17 protein-coding genes are annotated in these 17,062 nt (G+C 62.4%); 5 read left to right on the top strand and 12 right to left on the bottom strand.

What is annotated here, in order from left to right; all coding sequences use genetic code 11:
• Window positions 1-9 precede the first annotated feature (9 nt).
• The 3 genes from U1708_RS18055 to U1708_RS18045 form a co-directional block, all read right to left on the bottom strand.
• On the bottom strand, window positions 10-1,074 hold the full coding sequence (locus U1708_RS18055) for a retropepsin-like aspartic protease (RefSeq protein WP_236559360.1): 1,065 nt from the start codon (window positions 1,072-1,074) through the stop codon (window positions 10-12).
• Window positions 1,075-1,347: 273 nt separating this feature from the next.
• Window positions 1,348-2,121, bottom strand: a complete 774-nt coding sequence (locus U1708_RS18050; protein ID WP_159513016.1) for a transporter — start codon at window positions 2,119-2,121, stop codon at window positions 1,348-1,350.
• A 67-nt stretch (window positions 2,122-2,188) separates the two neighbouring features.
• Window positions 2,189-2,587, bottom strand: a complete 399-nt coding sequence (locus U1708_RS18045) for a MerR family transcriptional regulator (protein WP_332747474.1) — start codon at window positions 2,585-2,587, stop codon at window positions 2,189-2,191.
• Between the two features lie 366 nt (window positions 2,588-2,953).
• On the opposite strand from U1708_RS18045, the gene lpdA reads away from it, so the two are divergent.
• Both lpdA and U1708_RS18035 read left to right on the top strand, forming a co-directional pair.
• The gene (gene lpdA / locus U1708_RS18040; RefSeq protein ID WP_159513015.1) at window positions 2,954-4,363 is read left to right on the top strand and encodes a dihydrolipoyl dehydrogenase; all 1,410 of its coding nucleotides are present in this window, start codon (window positions 2,954-2,956) and stop codon (window positions 4,361-4,363) included.
• Complete coding sequence (locus U1708_RS18035; protein WP_159513014.1) at window positions 4,360-6,492, top strand: NAD(+) synthase; 2,133 nt, start codon at window positions 4,360-4,362, stop codon at window positions 6,490-6,492. Before lpdA ends, U1708_RS18035 begins: the two co-directional genes overlap by 4 nt.
• 63 nt (window positions 6,493-6,555) lie before the next feature.
• On the opposite strand, the gene arsH is transcribed toward U1708_RS18035, so the two are convergent.
• The 9 genes from arsH to merC form a co-directional block, all read right to left on the bottom strand.
• Complete coding sequence (arsH, locus tag U1708_RS18030) at window positions 6,556-7,299, bottom strand: arsenical resistance protein ArsH (RefSeq protein ID WP_159513013.1); 744 nt, start codon at window positions 7,297-7,299, stop codon at window positions 6,556-6,558.
• A gap of 30 nt (window positions 7,300-7,329) precedes the next feature.
• Complete coding sequence (locus U1708_RS18025; RefSeq protein WP_151989808.1) at window positions 7,330-7,653, bottom strand: YnfA family protein; 324 nt, start codon at window positions 7,651-7,653, stop codon at window positions 7,330-7,332.
• Entirely contained in the window at window positions 7,650-8,936 is a 1,287-nt protein-coding gene (locus U1708_RS18020; protein WP_151989809.1) for an arsenic transporter, read from the bottom strand. The genes U1708_RS18025 and U1708_RS18020 overlap by 4 nt, the downstream gene beginning before the upstream one ends.
• Window positions 8,936-9,364 (bottom strand): arsenate reductase (glutaredoxin), encoded by a 429-nt coding sequence (gene arsC, locus U1708_RS18015; protein ID WP_151989810.1) that lies wholly within the window; start codon window positions 9,362-9,364, stop codon window positions 8,936-8,938. The genes U1708_RS18020 and arsC overlap by 1 nt, the downstream gene beginning before the upstream one ends.
• Window positions 9,365-9,375: 11 nt before the next feature.
• On the bottom strand, window positions 9,376-9,708 hold the full coding sequence (locus tag U1708_RS18010) for an ArsR/SmtB family transcription factor (RefSeq protein ID WP_151989811.1): 333 nt from the start codon (window positions 9,706-9,708) through the stop codon (window positions 9,376-9,378).
• An 84-nt stretch (window positions 9,709-9,792) separates the two neighbouring features.
• Window positions 9,793-11,142, bottom strand: coding sequence for a dihydrolipoyl dehydrogenase family protein (locus U1708_RS18005; protein WP_151989812.1), 1,350 nt, complete (start codon window positions 11,140-11,142; stop codon window positions 9,793-9,795).
• Window positions 11,143-11,199: 57 nt separating this feature from the next.
• Window positions 11,200-11,364, bottom strand: a complete 165-nt coding sequence (locus tag U1708_RS18000; RefSeq protein WP_302675749.1) for a GDCCVxC domain-containing (seleno)protein — start codon at window positions 11,362-11,364, stop codon at window positions 11,200-11,202.
• A 56-nt stretch (window positions 11,365-11,420) separates the two neighbouring features.
• Window positions 11,421-11,828 carry a mercury transporter MerT gene (locus tag U1708_RS17995; RefSeq protein ID WP_151989814.1) on the bottom strand — a complete coding sequence of 136 codons (408 nt, stop codon included), beginning with the start codon at window positions 11,826-11,828 and terminating at the stop codon, window positions 11,421-11,423.
• Window positions 11,828-12,367: an organomercurial transporter MerC gene (gene merC, locus U1708_RS17990; protein ID WP_151989815.1), complete on the bottom strand. Its 540-nt coding sequence runs from the start codon at window positions 12,365-12,367 to the stop codon at window positions 11,828-11,830. Before merC ends, U1708_RS17995 begins: the two co-directional genes overlap by 1 nt.
• Between merC and U1708_RS17985 the strand changes: the two genes are divergently transcribed.
• The 3 genes from U1708_RS17985 (at window position 12,366) to U1708_RS17975 (ending at window position 16,859) form a co-directional block, all read left to right on the top strand.
• Window positions 12,366-12,761 (top strand): MerR family transcriptional regulator, encoded by a 396-nt coding sequence (locus U1708_RS17985; RefSeq protein ID WP_151989816.1) that lies wholly within the window; start codon window positions 12,366-12,368, stop codon window positions 12,759-12,761. The two genes, merC and U1708_RS17985, sit on opposite strands and share 2 nt — an antisense overlap.
• 110 nt (window positions 12,762-12,871) lie before the next feature.
• The gene (locus U1708_RS17980) at window positions 12,872-14,215 is read left to right on the top strand and encodes an IS1182 family transposase (protein WP_332747462.1); all 1,344 of its coding nucleotides are present in this window, start codon (window positions 12,872-12,874) and stop codon (window positions 14,213-14,215) included.
• A 277-nt stretch (window positions 14,216-14,492) separates the two neighbouring features.
• On the top strand, window positions 14,493-16,859 hold the full coding sequence (locus tag U1708_RS17975; protein ID WP_332747460.1) for a membrane-bound PQQ-dependent dehydrogenase, glucose/quinate/shikimate family: 2,367 nt from the start codon (window positions 14,493-14,495) through the stop codon (window positions 16,857-16,859).
• Window positions 16,860-17,062 lie beyond the last annotated feature (203 nt).

Raw genomic sequence — 17,062 nt, 5'->3', positions numbered from 1 at the left:
GCGCAAGCGTCAGTAGTAGTCGCCAAGTTTGAGCGTTCGTGTCGTACCATCGGTGAGTGTCAGCGCGACCTTCTCTCCGGCAGGCCCATAGCGCCACTGCCACAGCGTGCCACGTGTGTAAGACGTGTCGATCGCAAGGCCCTTCACTGCCGCGATCCGATCGCCGGCCGCCCACCCCGATCGCGCCGCGGGACCCCCAGCGGCCACATGAACGACAGTCAGTTCCGTTGATGACGCGGCAAGTCCAAGGCCGCTTCTATCCTTCAGCATCGGCAAACGGGCTTTCACGGGGATGGGCCGCAACCACAATCGCCCCTGAGAAATGTCGAGCACGATATCGAACTGCCCCAACAGCGGCATGCCGATATTTCCCACGGTGCTTTCGGATGTCCAGCGATCATGAGCGAGCGCCGGAACCGAGGCTACTTGGAGCGCGCCCAGGCCCACCTTATCGGCAGTGAATGTTTTGACGATGTGCACTCCCTCGATTCCTCCGAGGGCCGCTGTCGACGTGATCTTGCCGGCTAAAAGGGAGTGGGCATCAGTATAAGCTGCGGACAGCATCAAGGCCGACGAGCTGCCGAAGTCGAGCATCAGCGCGACCGGATCCAGGCCCGCGATCGAGGCGAGCACGAACAGCTCTTTTTTGGTGCCATGACCGAGCACCAAAGACGTCCAATCGGGGCCGGGGGCGAAGCTGCCCGCTTTTTCAAAAGCGAAACGTCTGGTCGCGAAGTCCAGGGCAACGCAGCCGCCGGCAAGGACGTCGGCTCCGAGCATCATGTCGATCGGCCGACCGAAAGCAGCCGAGATCGCTCCGAGATCGGCCACAATCGCGAACGGCAGGACATGCGTCTGGCCGGCGAGCACCACCTCGACGTTGCGAACCAAGCCAACTTCTGCCTTGCCACCCAGACCGTTGATCCTTCGTGGTTCCAGGTTGGTCATGCCGAGCTTCGCGGCCAGCGATTTGCTGATCATCGTCGCGCCGCTGCCGCTGTCCAGGACCGCCTCGATAACGGCACCGGCCACGGTTGCCGACGTAATCAGCGTATCGCCTGTTCCGATCTCCAAGCGGCGCCAGACTGGCGGGGAAGCGAAGCCCTGCCAAGGTCGCGCCGGCTTGGTTGCCGCTCCCCATGATCGTACCGGAATTATCGTCGCGATCACTCCGCTACCCAGACGAGCCAGAGCAGTTCGCCGACCGACCCCCCCGGTTGGTGCCGTTTCGACGCTGCGTTTCACCACAATTCAATCGATTCCTACTTCTCGTAGCGCGTTCAGTCTCACTTACATGCTACAGTCACTGGAGGAGCAAGCCTCAATGTGAGAGAGGTGCGAGGTCGTCTAGAATCGCTTCGAGAAGCCAGCGGCGAGGAATGGATGTGGCGTTGTTGAACCGGCAACGCCGGTTCCGACGCTGAGATCGAGCTGGATGTCGTGGCCGATGATGTAAGCCACGCCTGCATCGATTATGACCGACGCTCTGCCACCCTTCTCCTCCGGAGCCTGGATGCCGGTATCCACGAAGAAGTTCAGCGTCTTGCTGGGATTGAAGTTCAACGTGGCAGCCGCAAGCCCTGCCGTATAGGTGCGGTTGGAGTCGTCCTGGAAAACACCAACGCCGATGTTGGGGTTCAGCGACCAGTTGTCGGCAAACGCCCAGTCGGCTGCCATCCTTAAATCTCCCGTCGTCTTGCTGTTTCGGAAATCTCCAGAGCCAGACGGTGGGAAAATACGAGCAATTGCGCCGAGTGAGACCTGCTTTGAACCTTCCGGAACATCAATGAAGTTGTATTTTAGTCCGATCGATGTGGGGGAGAAGCCATTTGAGTATGATGTATTGGTAGCGTCCTTCTGCCTCATCCATGAATAGGTGTTTCCCTCGACCCGTAACTCGACCTTGTCGACAACGCCGTAGCGGAGCAGGGTCGGAAAGAAGATTGTCCGCTCGTGTTCATCGCCGTCGTGACGAAACTCGGCCTGGATCGCGGTCTCCAATTGGAAGCGACCCTTTCCCACGGTTGTGCTGCCGTCCGCAATGCCAGGCCGATCGGCGTTGATGTAATCATCGGACGGGTCTGCGATGGCGGGCGTTGCCATCGCGATCGTAGCCACCATCAGGAGAGCTGTTGAGGCGCAGAGGCTCCGTAGTGGCATCACGTAATTTTCCGTTCTCGGTTCAGGGTTATGCGGTTGGTCCAGCGATAGCTTGGATAACGCGACACTCGGCCATCGTTTTGGCCGAACAGCCGGCAGCGCTCATTGCAGCCAGGTCATCGCGCAGCGCGCCTAGCTGGCGAAGGCGCTCCTCAACATCGGCGAGATGACGTGATGCGATCTCAGTGGCTTCCCCGCAGTCGCGGTCCGGCTGATCGGCGAGTGCGAGCAAGGAGCGGATCTCGTCGATGGAAAAGCCGAGACGCCTACCGTTTCGTATGAAGTTGAGACGATCGGTGTCCGACGCCCCGTAAGTGCGCCGGCCTGAGGTCGTGCGAGCGGGGCGGCCGAGTAAGCCGATGCCCTCATAGAAGCGGATCGTCGTGACCTTGGTCGCGGTGGCTTTCGCCAGTTCGCCGATTTGCATTCGAATGCCCGCTTTCTGCTGCCGGAATTACAATGAGCTTGATTCTACAGCTACTGTAGAATGTAGGGAAGATTGATGATGCGGCACAGGCGATTGCCTGCGGCTGCAAATTCTGACGAGAGGTGCCCGTGCCAAGTGATCTGATCAGCGCCCAGCGCACACCGGCCGGCGATACTGGAGACGGAGAGCGCTTCGTCCAAGAGGTGAGACCCTTCTATCCCTTTCTCCCCGCCTTGATGGTGCGGGTTCAGCGGACTTCACGTGGATATCTAGAGATGGGCTGAACTCGGATGTTCGCGCTGCTGGCGAAGCGGTTCCTTGCCAGCGGCGTTCAGCTCAGGTGACCGGTTTATCGAGGACGAACGAATGAACGACAGCTTCGACATCATCGTAATCGGCGGGGGCACGGCAGGCTATCCCGCCGCCATCCGCGCTTCACAGCTCGGGATGAGCGTCGCGTGTGTCGAACGTGGCGCCACGCTTGGCGGCACCTGTCTCAATGTCGGCTGCATTCCCTCCAAGGCTCTTCTCCATTCGACGGAGCTGTTTGCCGACCTCAGCGAGGGGCTTGAGAAGCATGGTATCGGCGTCAGCGGCGTTGCCCTCGACTTGGCGCAAATGATCAGCCGCAAAAATGAGGTCGTCGCTGGGCTTACCAAGGGCGTCGAACACCTCTTGAAAAAGAACAAGGTGGAATGGGTGAAGGGAAGCGCCCGTTTCACGGCACACGATCGCCTCGCCGTCGATCTGGCCGAGGGTGGCGCTCGATCTCTGACGGCAACCAAGGGGATCATCGTAGCAACCGGCTCGGATGTCGCGCGGCTGCCAGGTATCGACATTGATGAGGAGCGCGTCGTCTCGAATACGGGCGCGCTCTCGTTGAAGAAGGTGCCGGATCATCTGGTCGTCATCGGCGGCGGCTATATCGGCCTTGAACTGGGCTGCGTCTGGCGTCGGTTGGGCGCCAGGGTGACTGTGATTGAGTTCCTCGAGAGCATCGTGCCCAGCATGGATCGCGAGATCTCGCGACACCTGCTTAAAACGCTGAAGCAGCAAGGGCTAGACTTCCGGTTCCAGACCAAAGTGACGAGCGTCGAGAAGCGCCCCGACGACCTGCTTATCGCCATCGAGCCGTCAAACGGCGGTGCAACCGAGACCCTCGCGGCCGACGTCGTGCTGGTCGCAGTGGGCCGTAGACCCTACACAGACGGCCTAGGGCTGGACCAAGTCGGTGTCTTGCTCGACCCCAAGGGCCGCATACCTGTGGAGCTTGGTTTCAAGACTGTTGTCCCCGGAATTTACGCTATCGGCGACGTTATCGCGGGACCGATGCTTGCGCACAAAACGACGCTGGATGGGGTGCGCTGCGTGGAGGGGATCGCCGGCCGCTATCCAGGGGTCGACTACAACACCGTACCCGCCGTCATCTACACCTCTCCCGAGGTCGCGAGCGTTGGCAAAACGGAAGAGGAACTGAAGGCAGCCGGCGTCGACTACAAGTCCGGCACATTCCCGTTCCTGGCGAACAGCCGCGCGCGATGCAACGGCGACACCCGCGGGCTCACGAAGCTGCTGGCAGACGCGAAGACCGATCGCCTGCTCGGCGCTCACATTATCGGGCCGGACGCCGGAACGATGATCCACGAGGCCGTACTGGCCATGGAATATGGTGGGACGACTGAGGACATCGCGCTGACGACGCACGCCCATCCCACCTTGCCGGAGTCGCTGAAGGAGGCCGCTCTCGTCCTGCTCGGCCAAGGCATGCACATATGATCCAGAGCAAGGGCGCCGAGGCCTTTCTTTCCATCTACCGCCAAGGCTTTGTGCGAGTCGCTGCCTGCCGGCCGCGCTGCCGGGCCGCCGATCCCACGTTCAACCTCGCACAAACCATGGAACTAGCCCGCGAGGGCGACGCTCAGGCAGTAGCGCTGATGGTTTTCCCGGAACTGGGACTTTCGGGCTACTCAATTGACGATCTCCTGCTTCAGCGCGCGTTGCTCGACGAAGTTGAAGCGAGGATTATAGATCTGGTCGAGGCAAGCCGGACGTTGAGGCCGGTTCTCCTCGTGGGAGCGCCGTTACGGCGCGAAGGTCGGCTCTACAATTGTGCTGTCGCCATCCACCGGGGTCGGATTCTTGGTGTGGTACCAAAAGGCCACCTTCCCAATTACCGTGAGTTTTATGAGAAGCGGTGGTTCGCCTCCGGCCGTGACGTGCGTGGCGAGATCTATGTTGGAGGCGAGCCAGTTCCTTTCGGAATGGATTTGCTGTTCCAGGCTGACGACGTCGACGGCCTGATCTTCCACACTGAAATTTGCGAGGACGTTTGGGCTCCTGCACCCCCAAGCGACTTTGCCGCGCTCGCCGGCGCGCTGATCCTGACGAACCTTTCGGCAAGCAACATCGTGGTGGGCAAGGCGGACACACGACGGCGCCTCTGCGAGCTGCAGTCCGGCCGCTGCTGGGCAGCTTACATCTACTCCGCGGCCGGATACGGAGAGTCGACCACTGATCTCGCTTGGGATGGCCAGGCCTGCATATACGAGCTGGGAGCTCAGCTCGCGGAAACGGAGCGGTTCAGCGTCGCGTCCCAGATGGTCATTGCGGACATCGACGTGGAGCGGTTGCAACTAGAGCGCATGCGGACCGGCACCTTCAACGAGGCCGCTATCGCAAACGGGATGCCGGACCGGCGATTCCGACGTGTGTCCTTCCATCTCGATCCCCCGATGGGCGATCTCGGGCTGAGACGGAACATCGATCGTTTCCCCTTCGTACCTGATGATCCGGCCCGTCTCGACCAGGACTGCTACGAGGCGTTCAACATCCAGGTCAGCGGGCTTGCGAGGAGGCTGGAAGCAACCGGTTTAGCCAAGATCTGCATCGGCGTGTCCGGAGGGTTGGATTCGACCCATGCCTTGATCGTCGCGGCAAAGGCGTTCGATTTGCTTGGGCGTCCACGTACCGACATTCTCGGATTTACAATGCCTGGCTTCGCCACCAGCGCCAGGACGAAGTCCAATGCCCACGCCTTGATGAGTGGGCTCGGTGTGACCGCCGAGGAGATCGACATCAAGCCGCTTGCCAACCAGATGCTAGCGGATTTGCAGCACCCGTTCGCAACCGGCGAACCGGTCTACGACACGACTTTCGAAAACGTGCAGGCGGGACTCAGGACGGATCTTCTGTTCAGAGCTGCCAACCAGCGTAACGCCTTGGTGCTCGGCACCGGCAACATGTCGGAGCTTGCACTTGGCTGGTGTACCTACGGTGTCGGCGACCACATGAGCCACTACAACGTGAATGGCTCGCTTCCGAAGACTCTCATTCAGCACCTGATCCGGTGGACGGCTTCGAACCGGCTGTTCGATACCAATGTCACAGACGTCCTTCTGGACGTTCTCGGGACTACGATATCGCCCGAGCTCATCCCGCAGGCGAGCGAAGGAGAATCGCAGAGCACCGAAGGCAAGATCGGACCGTATGAGCTCCACGATTTCTGGATCTACTATTTCACCCGGTTCGGGCTGCGGCCCTCGAAGATCGCTTTTTTGGCATTCCACGCTTGGCAGGACGTTAGTGCGGGAAGCTGGCCGCCGGGGTTTCCCGAGGAGCAAAAGCGCGCCTACGAGGTGGGCGTCATCCGCGCCTGGCTTGAGGTGTTCTTACACCGCTTCTTCGCTAACCAGTTCAAGCGCTCTGCTCTGCCGAATGGACCCAAGGTCACGACCGGCGGATCGCTATCCCCACGCGGCGACTGGCGCATGCCTTCGGACGCGCATGGACAGGTCTGGATCGACGAGCTGCGTCGCAACGTGCCCGAAGGCCTTGACGTTATGGCCGATCCCTCGACGCAAACAGCGATTATTGTACCGGCTGAAGCCAAGCCTATCGTGCGGTAATGTTGCACTCGCTACGCTATTGCGGGCGTGGGCGGCAGTCTTCCCCGGCGGACGGGCTTAGCTTCAGACGCGGGCCGTCGCGATGCTTGATAGATCGGTTGTCGGATCCATCGGCACCCCGGCTTCCTTGCGCTCGGAATAGCGATCGATAAGCTGGTCAGCATGTGGACGGAGCAAGACGGTGAAGCGGACCAACTCCTCCATCACGTCAACGATGCGATCATAGTAACTCGAGGCCTTCATCCGCCCGGCGTCGTCAAACTCGTTGAACGCCTTGGCGACCGATGATTGATTGGGGATGGTGAACATCCGCATCCAGCGGCCGAGCACGCGCAGTGTGTTGACGCTGTTGAACGACTGCGATCCCGCTGACACCTGCATCACCGCCAGCGTGCGCCCCTGCGTAGGGCGCATGCCGCCCATGTTCAGCGGCAGATGGTCGATCTGCGTTTTCATGATGCCCGTGATTTGACCGTGTCGCTCGGGGCTGCACCAGACCTGTCCTTCCGACCATAGAGAGAGCTGCCGCAACTCATGAACGGCCGGGTGGTCGTCGCCCGCCACTTGATCGGGCAACGGTAGCGTCGACGGATCGAAAATCCTCGTCTCGCACCCGAAAAAGTGAAGAAGGCGCGCAGCTTCCTCGATGCATAGCCGCGAGAAGGAGCGCTCGCGCAAACTTCCGTAGAGCAGCAGGATGCGCGGTGCGGGATCAGCCGGACCGAGACCGAGCGCAGGCCGCTGGTGGGCATAGGCCGGATCGAGTGCGGGTAGATGGTCGGGTTCGGACAGGTCGCGAAGAGGCATTGAACATTCCAAAGTCAGATAGGGCCGGCGTTACGCACCACGCGGCGCGAGCAGGATCACGCAAGTTCCGATGAGACATAGGGCCGCGCCACCCACGTCCCAGCGGTCGGGCCGAACGCCCTCGACGCTCCACAACCAAAGCAGTGAGGCGCAGATGTAGATGCCGCCATAAGCGGCGTAGGCGCGCCCTGCCGCATCGCTGTCCACGCGGGTCAGCAGCCAGGCAAAGACGACGAGGGACGCTATGCCTGGCGCGAGCCACAGGGGTGACTTTCCCATGCGCAGCCAAGCCCAGAAGGCAAAGCATCCCCCAATTTCAGCAAGCGCCGCTGCGATGTAGATCAGGGCTGTCATCCAAGAGTGATCCTCAATGCCAAGGCGCCGAGCGTGATGAGCAGTACCGGCACGGTCAGCGTGACGCCGACGCGGAAATAATAGCCCCATCCGATCCGCACGCCCTTCTGACCGAGAACGTGAAGCCACAGCAACGTCGCGAGAGACCCGATCGGCGTCAGCTTCGGGCCGAGGTCGCAACCGATTACGTTTGCGTAGATCATTGCTTCCTTGACCGCGCCGGTCGCGTGCGCCGCGTCGATCGACAGCGCCCCGACCAGCACGGTCGGCATGTTGTTCATCACCGACGAGAGAATGGCCGCGATGATGCCCGTTCCGAAGGCCGCACCCCACACACCGCCTTGTGCCGTGCGATCGAGCAGCGCGGCGAGGTGATCGGTCAGGCCGGCGTTCCGCAGGCCGTAGACGACCAGGTACATGCCGAGCGAGAAGATCACGACCTGCCACGGCGCGCCTCGCAGTACCTTCCGTGTCTCGATTACATGGCCGCGCCCGGCGATCACCAGGAGCAGGATCGCGCCGGCAGCGGCAACTGCGCTTACCGGTACGCCGAGGGGCTCGAGTAGGAAGAAGCCGGCGAGCAGAAGCGCCAGGACAACCCAACCGGCGCGGAAGGTCGCGGCATCACGAATAGCCTCATGGGGCGCGCGCAGCGCTCCGACATCATAGGCTTGTGGAATGTCACGGCGGAAGAACAGCATCAGTGCGCCCAACGTGACGGCGATCGACACGAGATCGACCGGCACCATCACGGAGGCATATTCACCGAAGCCGACTTTGAAGAAGTCGGCCGACACGATGTTGACGAGGTTGGAGACGACCAGCGGCAAACTTGCCGTGTCGGCGATAAAGCCGGCCGCCATGACGAACGCCAGCGTCGCCTTGTCCTTGAAGCCCAGCGCGCGCAGCATGGCGATGACAATCGGCGTCAGGATCAGCGCCGCGCCGTCATTGGCGAACAACGCGGATACTGCCGCGCCCAGCAGCACGATGAGAACGAACAGCCTCAGGCCATGCCCTCTGCCCCAGCGTGCGACATGGAGTGCTGCCCATTCAAAGAACCCGGCCTCGTCGAGCAGCAGACTGATGACGATGATCGCGACGAAAGCAGCGGTCGCGTTCCAGACGATGCCCCACACCACCGGCACGTCCGAGAGAGTGACGACGCCAGCGAGCAAGGCGACGACGGCACCGCCCATCGCGCTCCATCCAATGCCCAGCCCTTTCGGTTGCCAGATGACGAGCGCGATCGTGGCGACAAAGATCAGGACGGCAAGAAGCATCAGGCGACGCGCTGACCCGAAGCGTTCACGACTTGCTCGCCATCCTCCTTGACGAACGCGCCTTGCTGGCCTGTCTGCAGCAGATCGAGGACCGCTTCCGACGGGCGGCATAGTTTCACGCCCAGCGGTGAGACGACGAGCGGACGGTTGATGAGGATCGGGTGCGCCATCATGGCGTCGATCAGCGCGTCGTCGGAGAGCGACGTGTCACCCAGCCCCAGCTCCGCATAAGGCGTTCCCTTCTCGCGCAGCAGATCGCGCGGGGTGATGCCCGCACGGTCTATCAACTCGACTAGCAGCGCGCGCGAGGGCGGGGTCTTTAGATATTCGACCACGTGCGGCTCAATCCCCGCATTGCGAATCAGGCCAAGGACATTGCGCGACGTGCCGCACGCGGGGTTGTGGTAGATGACGATATCGGTAGCCACAGGGTGTCCTTTCAGCAGCAAGGATCGAGTTCCGCGAGGAGCGGCGCACACAGCTCGGGCGATCCGGCGCAGCAATCCTTGACGAGGAACAGCATCAGCGCGCGCAAGCCGTCCAGGTCGGCGCGGTAGACGATCGAGCGGCTGTGCCGGTCGGACCGGACCAGACCGGCACGTGCGAGAATACCGAGATGCGCCGACATGGTGTTCTGTGGCACGTTGAGCTGACGAGCAATCTCACCCGCGGCCAAGCCATCGGGTTCGTGCCGCACCAGCAGACGGAACACGTCCAGGCGTGTACCTTGAGCCAAGGCACCCAATGCAGCGATAGCCGAATCACTTTCCATATATCCAGCATAATGGATATTAAGTGTCGGGCCACGCCTTATTGGTGGACCGTTACCGCGTCATGTTGTTCTTCGAGGCCACCTTCATCCAAGCATCGAGCCGATATCCGACGCCCCAGTTGGATAGGCGAACATGGTTGATCGCAAGTCGCCTGCCGTGAGATGGTGCCGGATTGCGAGCGCAAACAGGTTGATGACCTCTTCTGCGTGGGGTCCGACCAGGTGAGCGCCGACTATGCTGTCGTCGCCTTCATCGACCAGCACCTTGAACCCATAGACCGGTTCGGCCGCTTGCTTCGCGGTATACCAGCCAGGCACGAAACTGCTGTTCACGCGAAAGCGTATTCCTCGCTTGCGCGCTTCGGCTTCGCCGAGGCCAACCGACGCAATGGGAGGAAGTGTGAAGGCGACGCTTGGGACGCCCCGATAGTCTGGCTGGAGGTGATTTCCCTCCAGTATGTTGCCGGCGACCACCTTGCCATCGTGGCTCGACACCGGCGTCAGTGGCGGCCCCATCTGGGCCGCGTCGCCGGCTGCATACACTGCCGGGTTGGACACGCTTTGCAGATGCTCGTTAAGCGTGAGGCGGCCGTGCTCGTGCGCGATCCCCGCCGCATCCAGGTCGAGTGCTTCGAGCGCCGGCCTGCGCCCGGCGGCATGAACGACCAGGTCGGCCGCGAAGCTCTTGCTTTCCCCGCCCGTGGAGGCGCGGACTAAGAAGCCGTCGCCTGTCTTGTCGATCGCCTCGACCACCGTATCGAGCTGCACGTCGATCCCTGCGTCGCGCAGGCGCGGCGTCAGCCAGCCAACCAGATCGGGGTCGAAGCCGGTCAACATGCGCGGCCCGCGCTGGAGGATCGTCACCTCCGCCCCGGCGTTCGCCGCAATCGTCGAAAACTCGGCCGCGATGTAGCCCCCCCCGACGACCACGATGCGCCGGGGCAGGCGCTCCATTGCCAGGAATGCCTCATTGTCGATGACATGCTCTTCGCCGGACAATCCGAGCGGGACCGGCTCGGCACCGCTGGCGATGAGGACGTGTCGCCCGGTGAGGGTCTTTCCCTCCACGACAAGGGTGTTCGCGCCGGTGAAGCGGACCGAGCCATAAAAGGTTTCCACCCCCGCGTCATGGTAGCTCTGTTCCTGCTTGCCCGGCACCGGATCGGTGAAGGTGCGCTTGAACGCCATCAGCTCGCGCCAGTCGATGCGGTCCTCGCCCACCACCCCGTTGCGGCGCATCCGGCGCGCGTTGTCGATGACGGCCGCACCGTGGCGCAGCATCTTCTTGGGGTCGCATCCGCGCAGCGCGCAGGTGCCGCCATAAGGTCGGCAGTCGATCACGGCGACGCTCTTGCCTGCCTTGCGGACGCGCATGGCCGCGACCCGCGCCGCGGTTCCCGCGCCGATAACGACCAGATCATAGGTTTCGGGCATGAGCTTCTTCCCTGCTGCGGGTGTAAATGGCGCTCAGGTGTTGATCGCCAGACGCGATCAGGTGCAACAGCTCGCCGTTGATCCGGACGCGCGCGCCTCCTGAATCGGGGGGCATGGCACGTCCCCGAACGAGCAATAGACGCAGCAGTCCCCGGCATTGGGGCGGAGCACCGCAGCGCAACCCTTGCAGTCGTAGAAGAACTGACAGGCATCGGTCGGCATGGTGTCTGTCGATTGGTGGCCGCACTTCGGACAGGTCAACGTGGAGGTAAGCAGCACTACAATATCCACTTCATCAGCAAAGGCTCAATCGAATCCCAAATAGCAGCCAACCCGACCAGCGCCGTCGCAGCGATCAGAAGGCCGATGGCGCGGCGCGGCGCGGCATCGGCCGCGCAAGCGTCTCCCGCCGTGCAAGCCGTTTCGCGTTTGCGCCACCACATGATCCAGGCGACCACGAGTGCGACCCCGCTCAGTACAAGAAGCGGCGTCCGGATGCTCGCCAGCTCGGCGAGGCTACCGGCGAGCCCGGCACCCACGCCGATCGAGGCGAGCGCAAGCGGCAGGACGCAGCAGGCAGCGGCAGCCGTAACCGCGCTCAAGCCCAACGCACCCGCGATTGATGCGACACCCCAAACGGGCGGCGCATCCGGTGCCGAGGGTCGCCTTGCGGCGGTATCCGTCATTATCTGTTCCTCGACGGGACCGGATTGCTGAATCGCCGCCCCGGAGGGGAAACCAGATCGACAATCGAGACCCCGATCATCAACACCAGCCCCGCATAAAGCACCCATTCCGCCCGGATGCCACGAAGCGACATTAGCAGGGCGGCGATCAGGACGAGCACAGGGCCAATAACCCCAAGGGCTAGGCGGAGCCAAGTTTTGTGTCGAAATCCGCTGCTAAGGTTTGCCGCCAAAACGACGAGAGCGGAGAGCGGCAATATGTACCGGATGAAGGGGCCTTCATACTGACTTAGAAAGCTTAAGCCGATCCCGGCACCGAGGCTGCCAAGAGCCGGAAAGCACGCTGCACAACCGAAAGAGGCGATGATCGCACCGATCACGCCCGTCTTGTCGGCTGTCCGCGTCAGAGCGTCTTCAGTAGGCACATCGTTTCCTTTTTCCCGCTCCGCCGAAGCGACACGCACGTCGTCTAGCTTCTCGACAAGATCCTCGTCCTCGTCGCATATGCACCCTCCAGTAACTGTAGGGTCAAGGGCCATGGCTCTAAAAATCGGTGACCTCGCGAACGCGACCGGCACGAAGGTGCAGACGATTCGCTATTACGAAGAGATCGGATTGCTGCCTCCGCCCGCGCGAACCGAAGGCAACTTCCGAACCTATGACAAGGGGACCCTTCGCCGGTTGTCATTCATTCGCCGCTCGCGCGGCCTTGGGTTCAGCCTTGATCGGGTCCGGGAGCTACTTGGGTTAGCCGACCATCGCGATTGGTCATGTACCGCAGTCGAGACGATCGCCCGTGAGCACCGTAAGGCAATTGAGCGCAAGATCGCCGACCTATCAGCGCTTGATCACGAGTTGGCCCAAATCATTGAGAAATGCGGGCACGGGACGGTTGCCGAGTGCGGTATTCTTGAAGCGCTGTCTCCGTCCTAAGTCACCTCTGAGAACAGGTGTCAAAAACGGACGAGACTGTTGAAAAAGGGCTGCTTGCGAAGGGGTTGAAGGCGTGATTCACTCCTGGCAGTCGTCGGAGGATCACGAACATGATGGGTCGGCAAGTGGCGCAAGGCGCACTGTTCTACGGCTTCCGGCTTGACGAGCATGTGCCTGCCGATCACCTACTTCGACGCATCGACGGGCTGCTCGACTTCGGCTTCGTGCGCGAGGCGTTGGCGGCGAGCTACAGCACGAGCGGACGGCCCTCGATTGATCCGGAGCTGATGCTCAGGATGCTGCTGGTCGGCTACCTGTTCGGCATCCGCTCGGAACGCCGCCTGTGCGAGGAGGTGCATCTCAACCTCGCCTATCGTTGGTTCTGCCGGCTCGATCTGGCCGACCGGGTGCCCGACCATTCCACCTTCTCCAAGAACCGGCACGGCCGCTTCCGCGCCTGCGACCTGCATCGCCTGTTGTTCGAGCAGGTAGTCGCAAAGTGCGCCGCGGCCGGGCTAGTAGCTGGGCGGGACGTGGCGGTGGACGGCAGCACGATCATGGCCGACGCCAGCCGCGAGAAGAAGCTAAAGGGGGCAGATGCTGCGGACGAGCTTCGTGCCAGGGAAAGCGTATCACGGCCCGTCGCCGAGTATCTGGCAGCGCTCGATACCGCGTTGCCGCCAGATCCCGATGAACCGGCGCCTGTCGATCCTGCGAGCATCTCGCCGACCGACCCGCAGGCGGCCCTTACCTGCAAGCATGGGCCGGCGCGCTACGCATACGCCATCAACCCGCTGCTAGACCTAGAGACCGACTGCATCCTTGATGTGGAGGCAACGCCGGCGCGCTTCTCGTCAGAGGTTGCGGCGACCCGAACGCTGGTTTCACGTGCTGGCACCAGCCTGGGCATCGCGCTCGAAAGCCTCGCGGCCGACAAGGCGTATGGCAGTGGCCCACTGCTCGGCTGGCTGCTCAAGCGGAATATTACGCCGTACATTCCGGTTATCGACCGCAGCCGCCAGCGCGACGCCTTTTTAACCCGCGATTCCTTCTACTACGATCGCGAAGCCGACGCCTATCGCTGTCCGGCGGGCAAGCAGCTCAGCTACTGCGGCACCAGGCGCGCCAGTCAGGTCCGCGTCTATCGAAGCCATGTCGCCGATTGTGCTGGTTGCGAACTGAAATCCCAATGCACCATCGGCCGGAAACGCAGCATCAGTCGCCTCGTCAGCGAGGATGCCCGCGACACCGTGCGCGCCCTTGCCGGCACCGACGCCTACGTGCACGCGCGGCGTCGAAGACAGCGGATCGAGCGCGTGTTTGGTCACCTGAAACGCAATCTGGGGCTACGAACACTCAAGTTGCGTGGCCTGTCGGGAGCTACCGAGGAGTTCACCATGGCGGCTGCGGCCTATAACCTCCAGCTGCTCGCCCGGCAGGCGGCGCCGGCCTGATACGAGCGCATCTTGCGGCGCCCGGCGCCCCCAGCCATCCGCTGCGCTGTTACTCCGCAGGCTTTTTTCAACAGTCTCTGTCGTTTTGACACCTAGATTGCAACGCTTCCAGGACGCTGAACCTGACGCTACCCGCCTATGACTCGCGCAGTGCATCGATCGGTCTTGCTCGAAAAGGGATACAGCCTCTGGTTGGGCTAGTTGCGAAAAGGTAGTCTAGGCTGAAACTTCACCCCCTCCAATCGTTGGGGGAGCAACAGTTCGAAAGGGAACAGCAATGGCTCGGCTTTACCGACTCGCGATCGCGTGGAGCGTGGCTATCATCGGCGGCTTGTTCGCGGTCGCAGGGGGCGTTCTCGCTTCGCTGGGCGGATCGCCGTACTATCTGGTCGCGGGGATCGCGATGGTAGTAAGCGGCGCTCTGCTCGGGCGCCACGCTCCGTTCGGCCGCTTGCTCTTCGGGGGAATCTGGGTCGGCACGCTGATCTGGGCGGTGTGGGAGGTCGGGTTCGATGGCCTGCAACTCGTCCCGCGCCTGGTCGCGCCGACTGTCCTGTTGGTGCTGGTACTGGTGACCGGGTGGCGGGCACGCTCGTGGCGGTCGCCCGCGCACGCGGTGCCCGCTGCCGCGGCGGTAGTTCTCGCGCTCGGCATCGGCGGCAGCGCCCTGCACGGCGATGGAGTTGAGGCGCAGGGTGCGCCTGGCGCTGTGGCGTTAACCACCGCTCCGACCGGCGAAGCGGATGCGGACTGGCGTGATTACGGCGGCACACCGTCGGGACGGCGCTACTCGGCACTTGCCGACATCACCCCGCAGAACGTCGACCGTCTTCAGCTCGCCTGGACGCAGCGCACCGGCGACCTTCCCGCCGCAGCCGAGAGCCAGGAACACAAGCGCGAATACCATTCCGAAGCCACGCCGATCCATATCGACAATACGCTTTACACCTGCACGCCGCACTCGTTCGTGCAGGCGATCGACGCGACTACCGGCAAGACGAAGTGGAGCTGGCATGAGGATGCACCGATTCAGGGCAACAACTATCTGGTCTGTCGCGGCGTTACCTATTTCGAGGCTCCGACGGGAACACCCTGTCCACGCCGCATCTTCGCCCCAACGTTCAACGCCCGGCTTGTCGCCCTGGATGCGGACACGGGCCGTCCGTGCGAAACCTTCGCTAACCGTGGCGCGATCGACCTGCGCACCAACATGGGCACGTCAAAGCCCTCCGATCAGATCGGCACGACGCCGCCCGTCGTCATCAACAACCGGCTGATCATCGGCGAGCGGATCATCGACAACGTCAATCGCGACATCCCCTCGGGTGTCGTGCGTGCCTATGATCCCGTTTCGGGTGCGCCCGTCTGGGCTTGGGATGTCGGCCGCTCACAGGACGCGATAGCGCCACTTCCGACGGGGCAGAACTATACGCGCGGCACACCCAACGTCTGGGGCGCGATCACTGCTGATGCGGCTAACGGGCTCGTCTATCTCGGCACGGGCAACGCCTCGCCCGATTATTGGATCGGCTACCGCCGGCCGTTCGACGATCGCTTCGGCTCGTCCATCGTCGCGCTGGACGTGGCGACGGGCAAGCTGCGCTGGACGCGCCAGCTGGTGCATCGCGACATGTGGGATATGGATCTGCCCATCGGCCCCTCGCTGTTCGACTATCGCGCACCGAACGGACAGATAATTCCGGCGCTGATCCAGACGACGAAGATGGGCCAGATATTCTTCCTGAACCGGCTGACCGGCGCGCCGATTGCGGCGATCACCGAGAAACCGGTGCGCACCGACGGTGCCACCCCCGGTGTACGCGTGTCGCCGACGCAGCCCTTCTCGACCGGGATGCCGAGCTTCACCCCGGCTGCGCCGACCGAGGTCGCGACCTGGGGCGCGACACCGATCGACCAACTTTTCTGCCGCATCGACATCCGCCGTGCGCAGGGAACCGGGATCTACCAGCCGATGGGGCTGAAGCCGATTATCGGTCATCCAGCCTTTGATGGCGTCACCGACTGGGGCGGCGCAGCGGTCGATCCGGTCCGCGGGGTGATGACAGTCAACACGATGGAGATGCCGTTCAAGCTGTGGCTGATGCGTCGCGACGATCCACGCGTCGCCGAATTAATGAAGCAGAAGCAGGGCGGTGAGAATGCCATGCAGGCGCAGCTCCAGACCCAGTACAACACGCCCTATGTCGCGGTTGTAAAAGCGTGGGTGGGCATCTTCGGTGCGCCTTGCGTCGCGCCGCCATGGGGCCACTTGACTGCAGTGGACCTGGGAACCCGGCGCGTTTTGTGGAAGAAAGTGCTCGGCACCGCGCGCGATACCGGCCTGTTCGGCTCGCATCTGGGCGTGCCGATCAAGACTGGCGTGCCGAACCTCGGCGGTTCGATCATCACGGCGGGGGGACTTGCCTTCATCGGCGCAACGACAGACCAGTATCTGCGCGCCTTCGATCTCAACACCGGAAAGGTTGTGTGGAAAGCGCGATTGCCCGCAGGCGCGCAGGCGACCCCGATGACCTATCGAGGGCGTGACGGGAGACAGTATGTGGTCATCACCGCAGGCGGGCATGGTGCGCTTGGGACGCGCTATGGGGATTACACTCTGGCCTACGCCCTACCAAGACGCTGACGGCCGTTGGCGGGCCAGCGTCTTGAACGTCCGACAATCTTTCAGGCAGGCATATTCCTAACGGAGTCGGAGTGTCACAACCGGAACGAGACTGTTGAAAAACGGCTGGTTGCGACAGTGACGAAGACGTGATTCACTCCTGGAAAGGCGTCAGGGGTTTACGAGCATGATGGGTCGACAGGTGACGCAAGGCGCGCTGTTCT

The organism is Sphingomonas arabinosi, assembly GCF_036663715.1.
GTDB lineage: Bacteria > Pseudomonadota > Alphaproteobacteria > Sphingomonadales > Sphingomonadaceae > Sphingomonas.
The sequence above is the reverse complement of the archived record's forward strand: the minus strand, read 5'-3'. Positions and strand labels throughout refer to the sequence as shown.

What these genes read in the sequence shown, in the direction of transcription:
- U1708_RS18005 (WP_151989812.1), bottom strand. Translation starts at nt 11,142, where the DNA reads ATGCCCGAAACCTATGATCTGGTCGTTATCGGCGCGGGAACCGCGGCG.
- U1708_RS18050 (WP_159513016.1), bottom strand. Translation starts at nt 2,121, where the DNA reads ATGGTGGCTACGATCGCGATGGCAACGCCCGCCATCGCAGACCCGTCC.
- U1708_RS18025 (WP_151989808.1), bottom strand. Translation starts at nt 7,653, where the DNA reads ATGACAGCCCTGATCTACATCGCAGCGGCGCTTGCTGAAATTGGGGGA.
- U1708_RS18000 (WP_302675749.1), bottom strand. Translation starts at nt 11,364, where the DNA reads ATGCCGACCGATGCCTGTCAGTTCTTCTACGACTGCAAGGGTTGCGCT.
- U1708_RS18010 (WP_151989811.1), bottom strand. Translation starts at nt 9,708, where the DNA reads ATGGAAAGTGATTCGGCTATCGCTGCATTGGGTGCCTTGGCTCAAGGT.
- U1708_RS17985 (WP_151989816.1), top strand. Translation starts at nt 12,366, where the DNA reads ATGGCTCTAAAAATCGGTGACCTCGCGAACGCGACCGGCACGAAGGTG.
- U1708_RS17975 (WP_332747460.1), top strand. Translation starts at nt 14,493, where the DNA reads ATGGCTCGGCTTTACCGACTCGCGATCGCGTGGAGCGTGGCTATCATC.
- lpdA (WP_159513015.1), top strand. Translation starts at nt 2,954, where the DNA reads ATGAACGACAGCTTCGACATCATCGTAATCGGCGGGGGCACGGCAGGC.
- U1708_RS18020 (WP_151989809.1), bottom strand. Translation starts at nt 8,936, where the DNA reads ATGCTTCTTGCCGTCCTGATCTTTGTCGCCACGATCGCGCTCGTCATC.
- U1708_RS17980 (WP_332747462.1), top strand. Translation starts at nt 12,872, where the DNA reads ATGATGGGTCGGCAAGTGGCGCAAGGCGCACTGTTCTACGGCTTCCGG.
- arsH (WP_159513013.1), bottom strand. Translation starts at nt 7,299, where the DNA reads ATGCCTCTTCGCGACCTGTCCGAACCCGACCATCTACCCGCACTCGAT.
- U1708_RS18045 (WP_332747474.1), bottom strand. Translation starts at nt 2,587, where the DNA reads ATGCAAATCGGCGAACTGGCGAAAGCCACCGCGACCAAGGTCACGACG.
- U1708_RS18035 (WP_159513014.1), top strand. Translation starts at nt 4,360, where the DNA reads ATGATCCAGAGCAAGGGCGCCGAGGCCTTTCTTTCCATCTACCGCCAA.
- U1708_RS17995 (WP_151989814.1), bottom strand. Translation starts at nt 11,828, where the DNA reads ATGACGGATACCGCCGCAAGGCGACCCTCGGCACCGGATGCGCCGCCC.
- merC (WP_151989815.1), bottom strand. Translation starts at nt 12,367, where the DNA reads ATGGCCCTTGACCCTACAGTTACTGGAGGGTGCATATGCGACGAGGAC.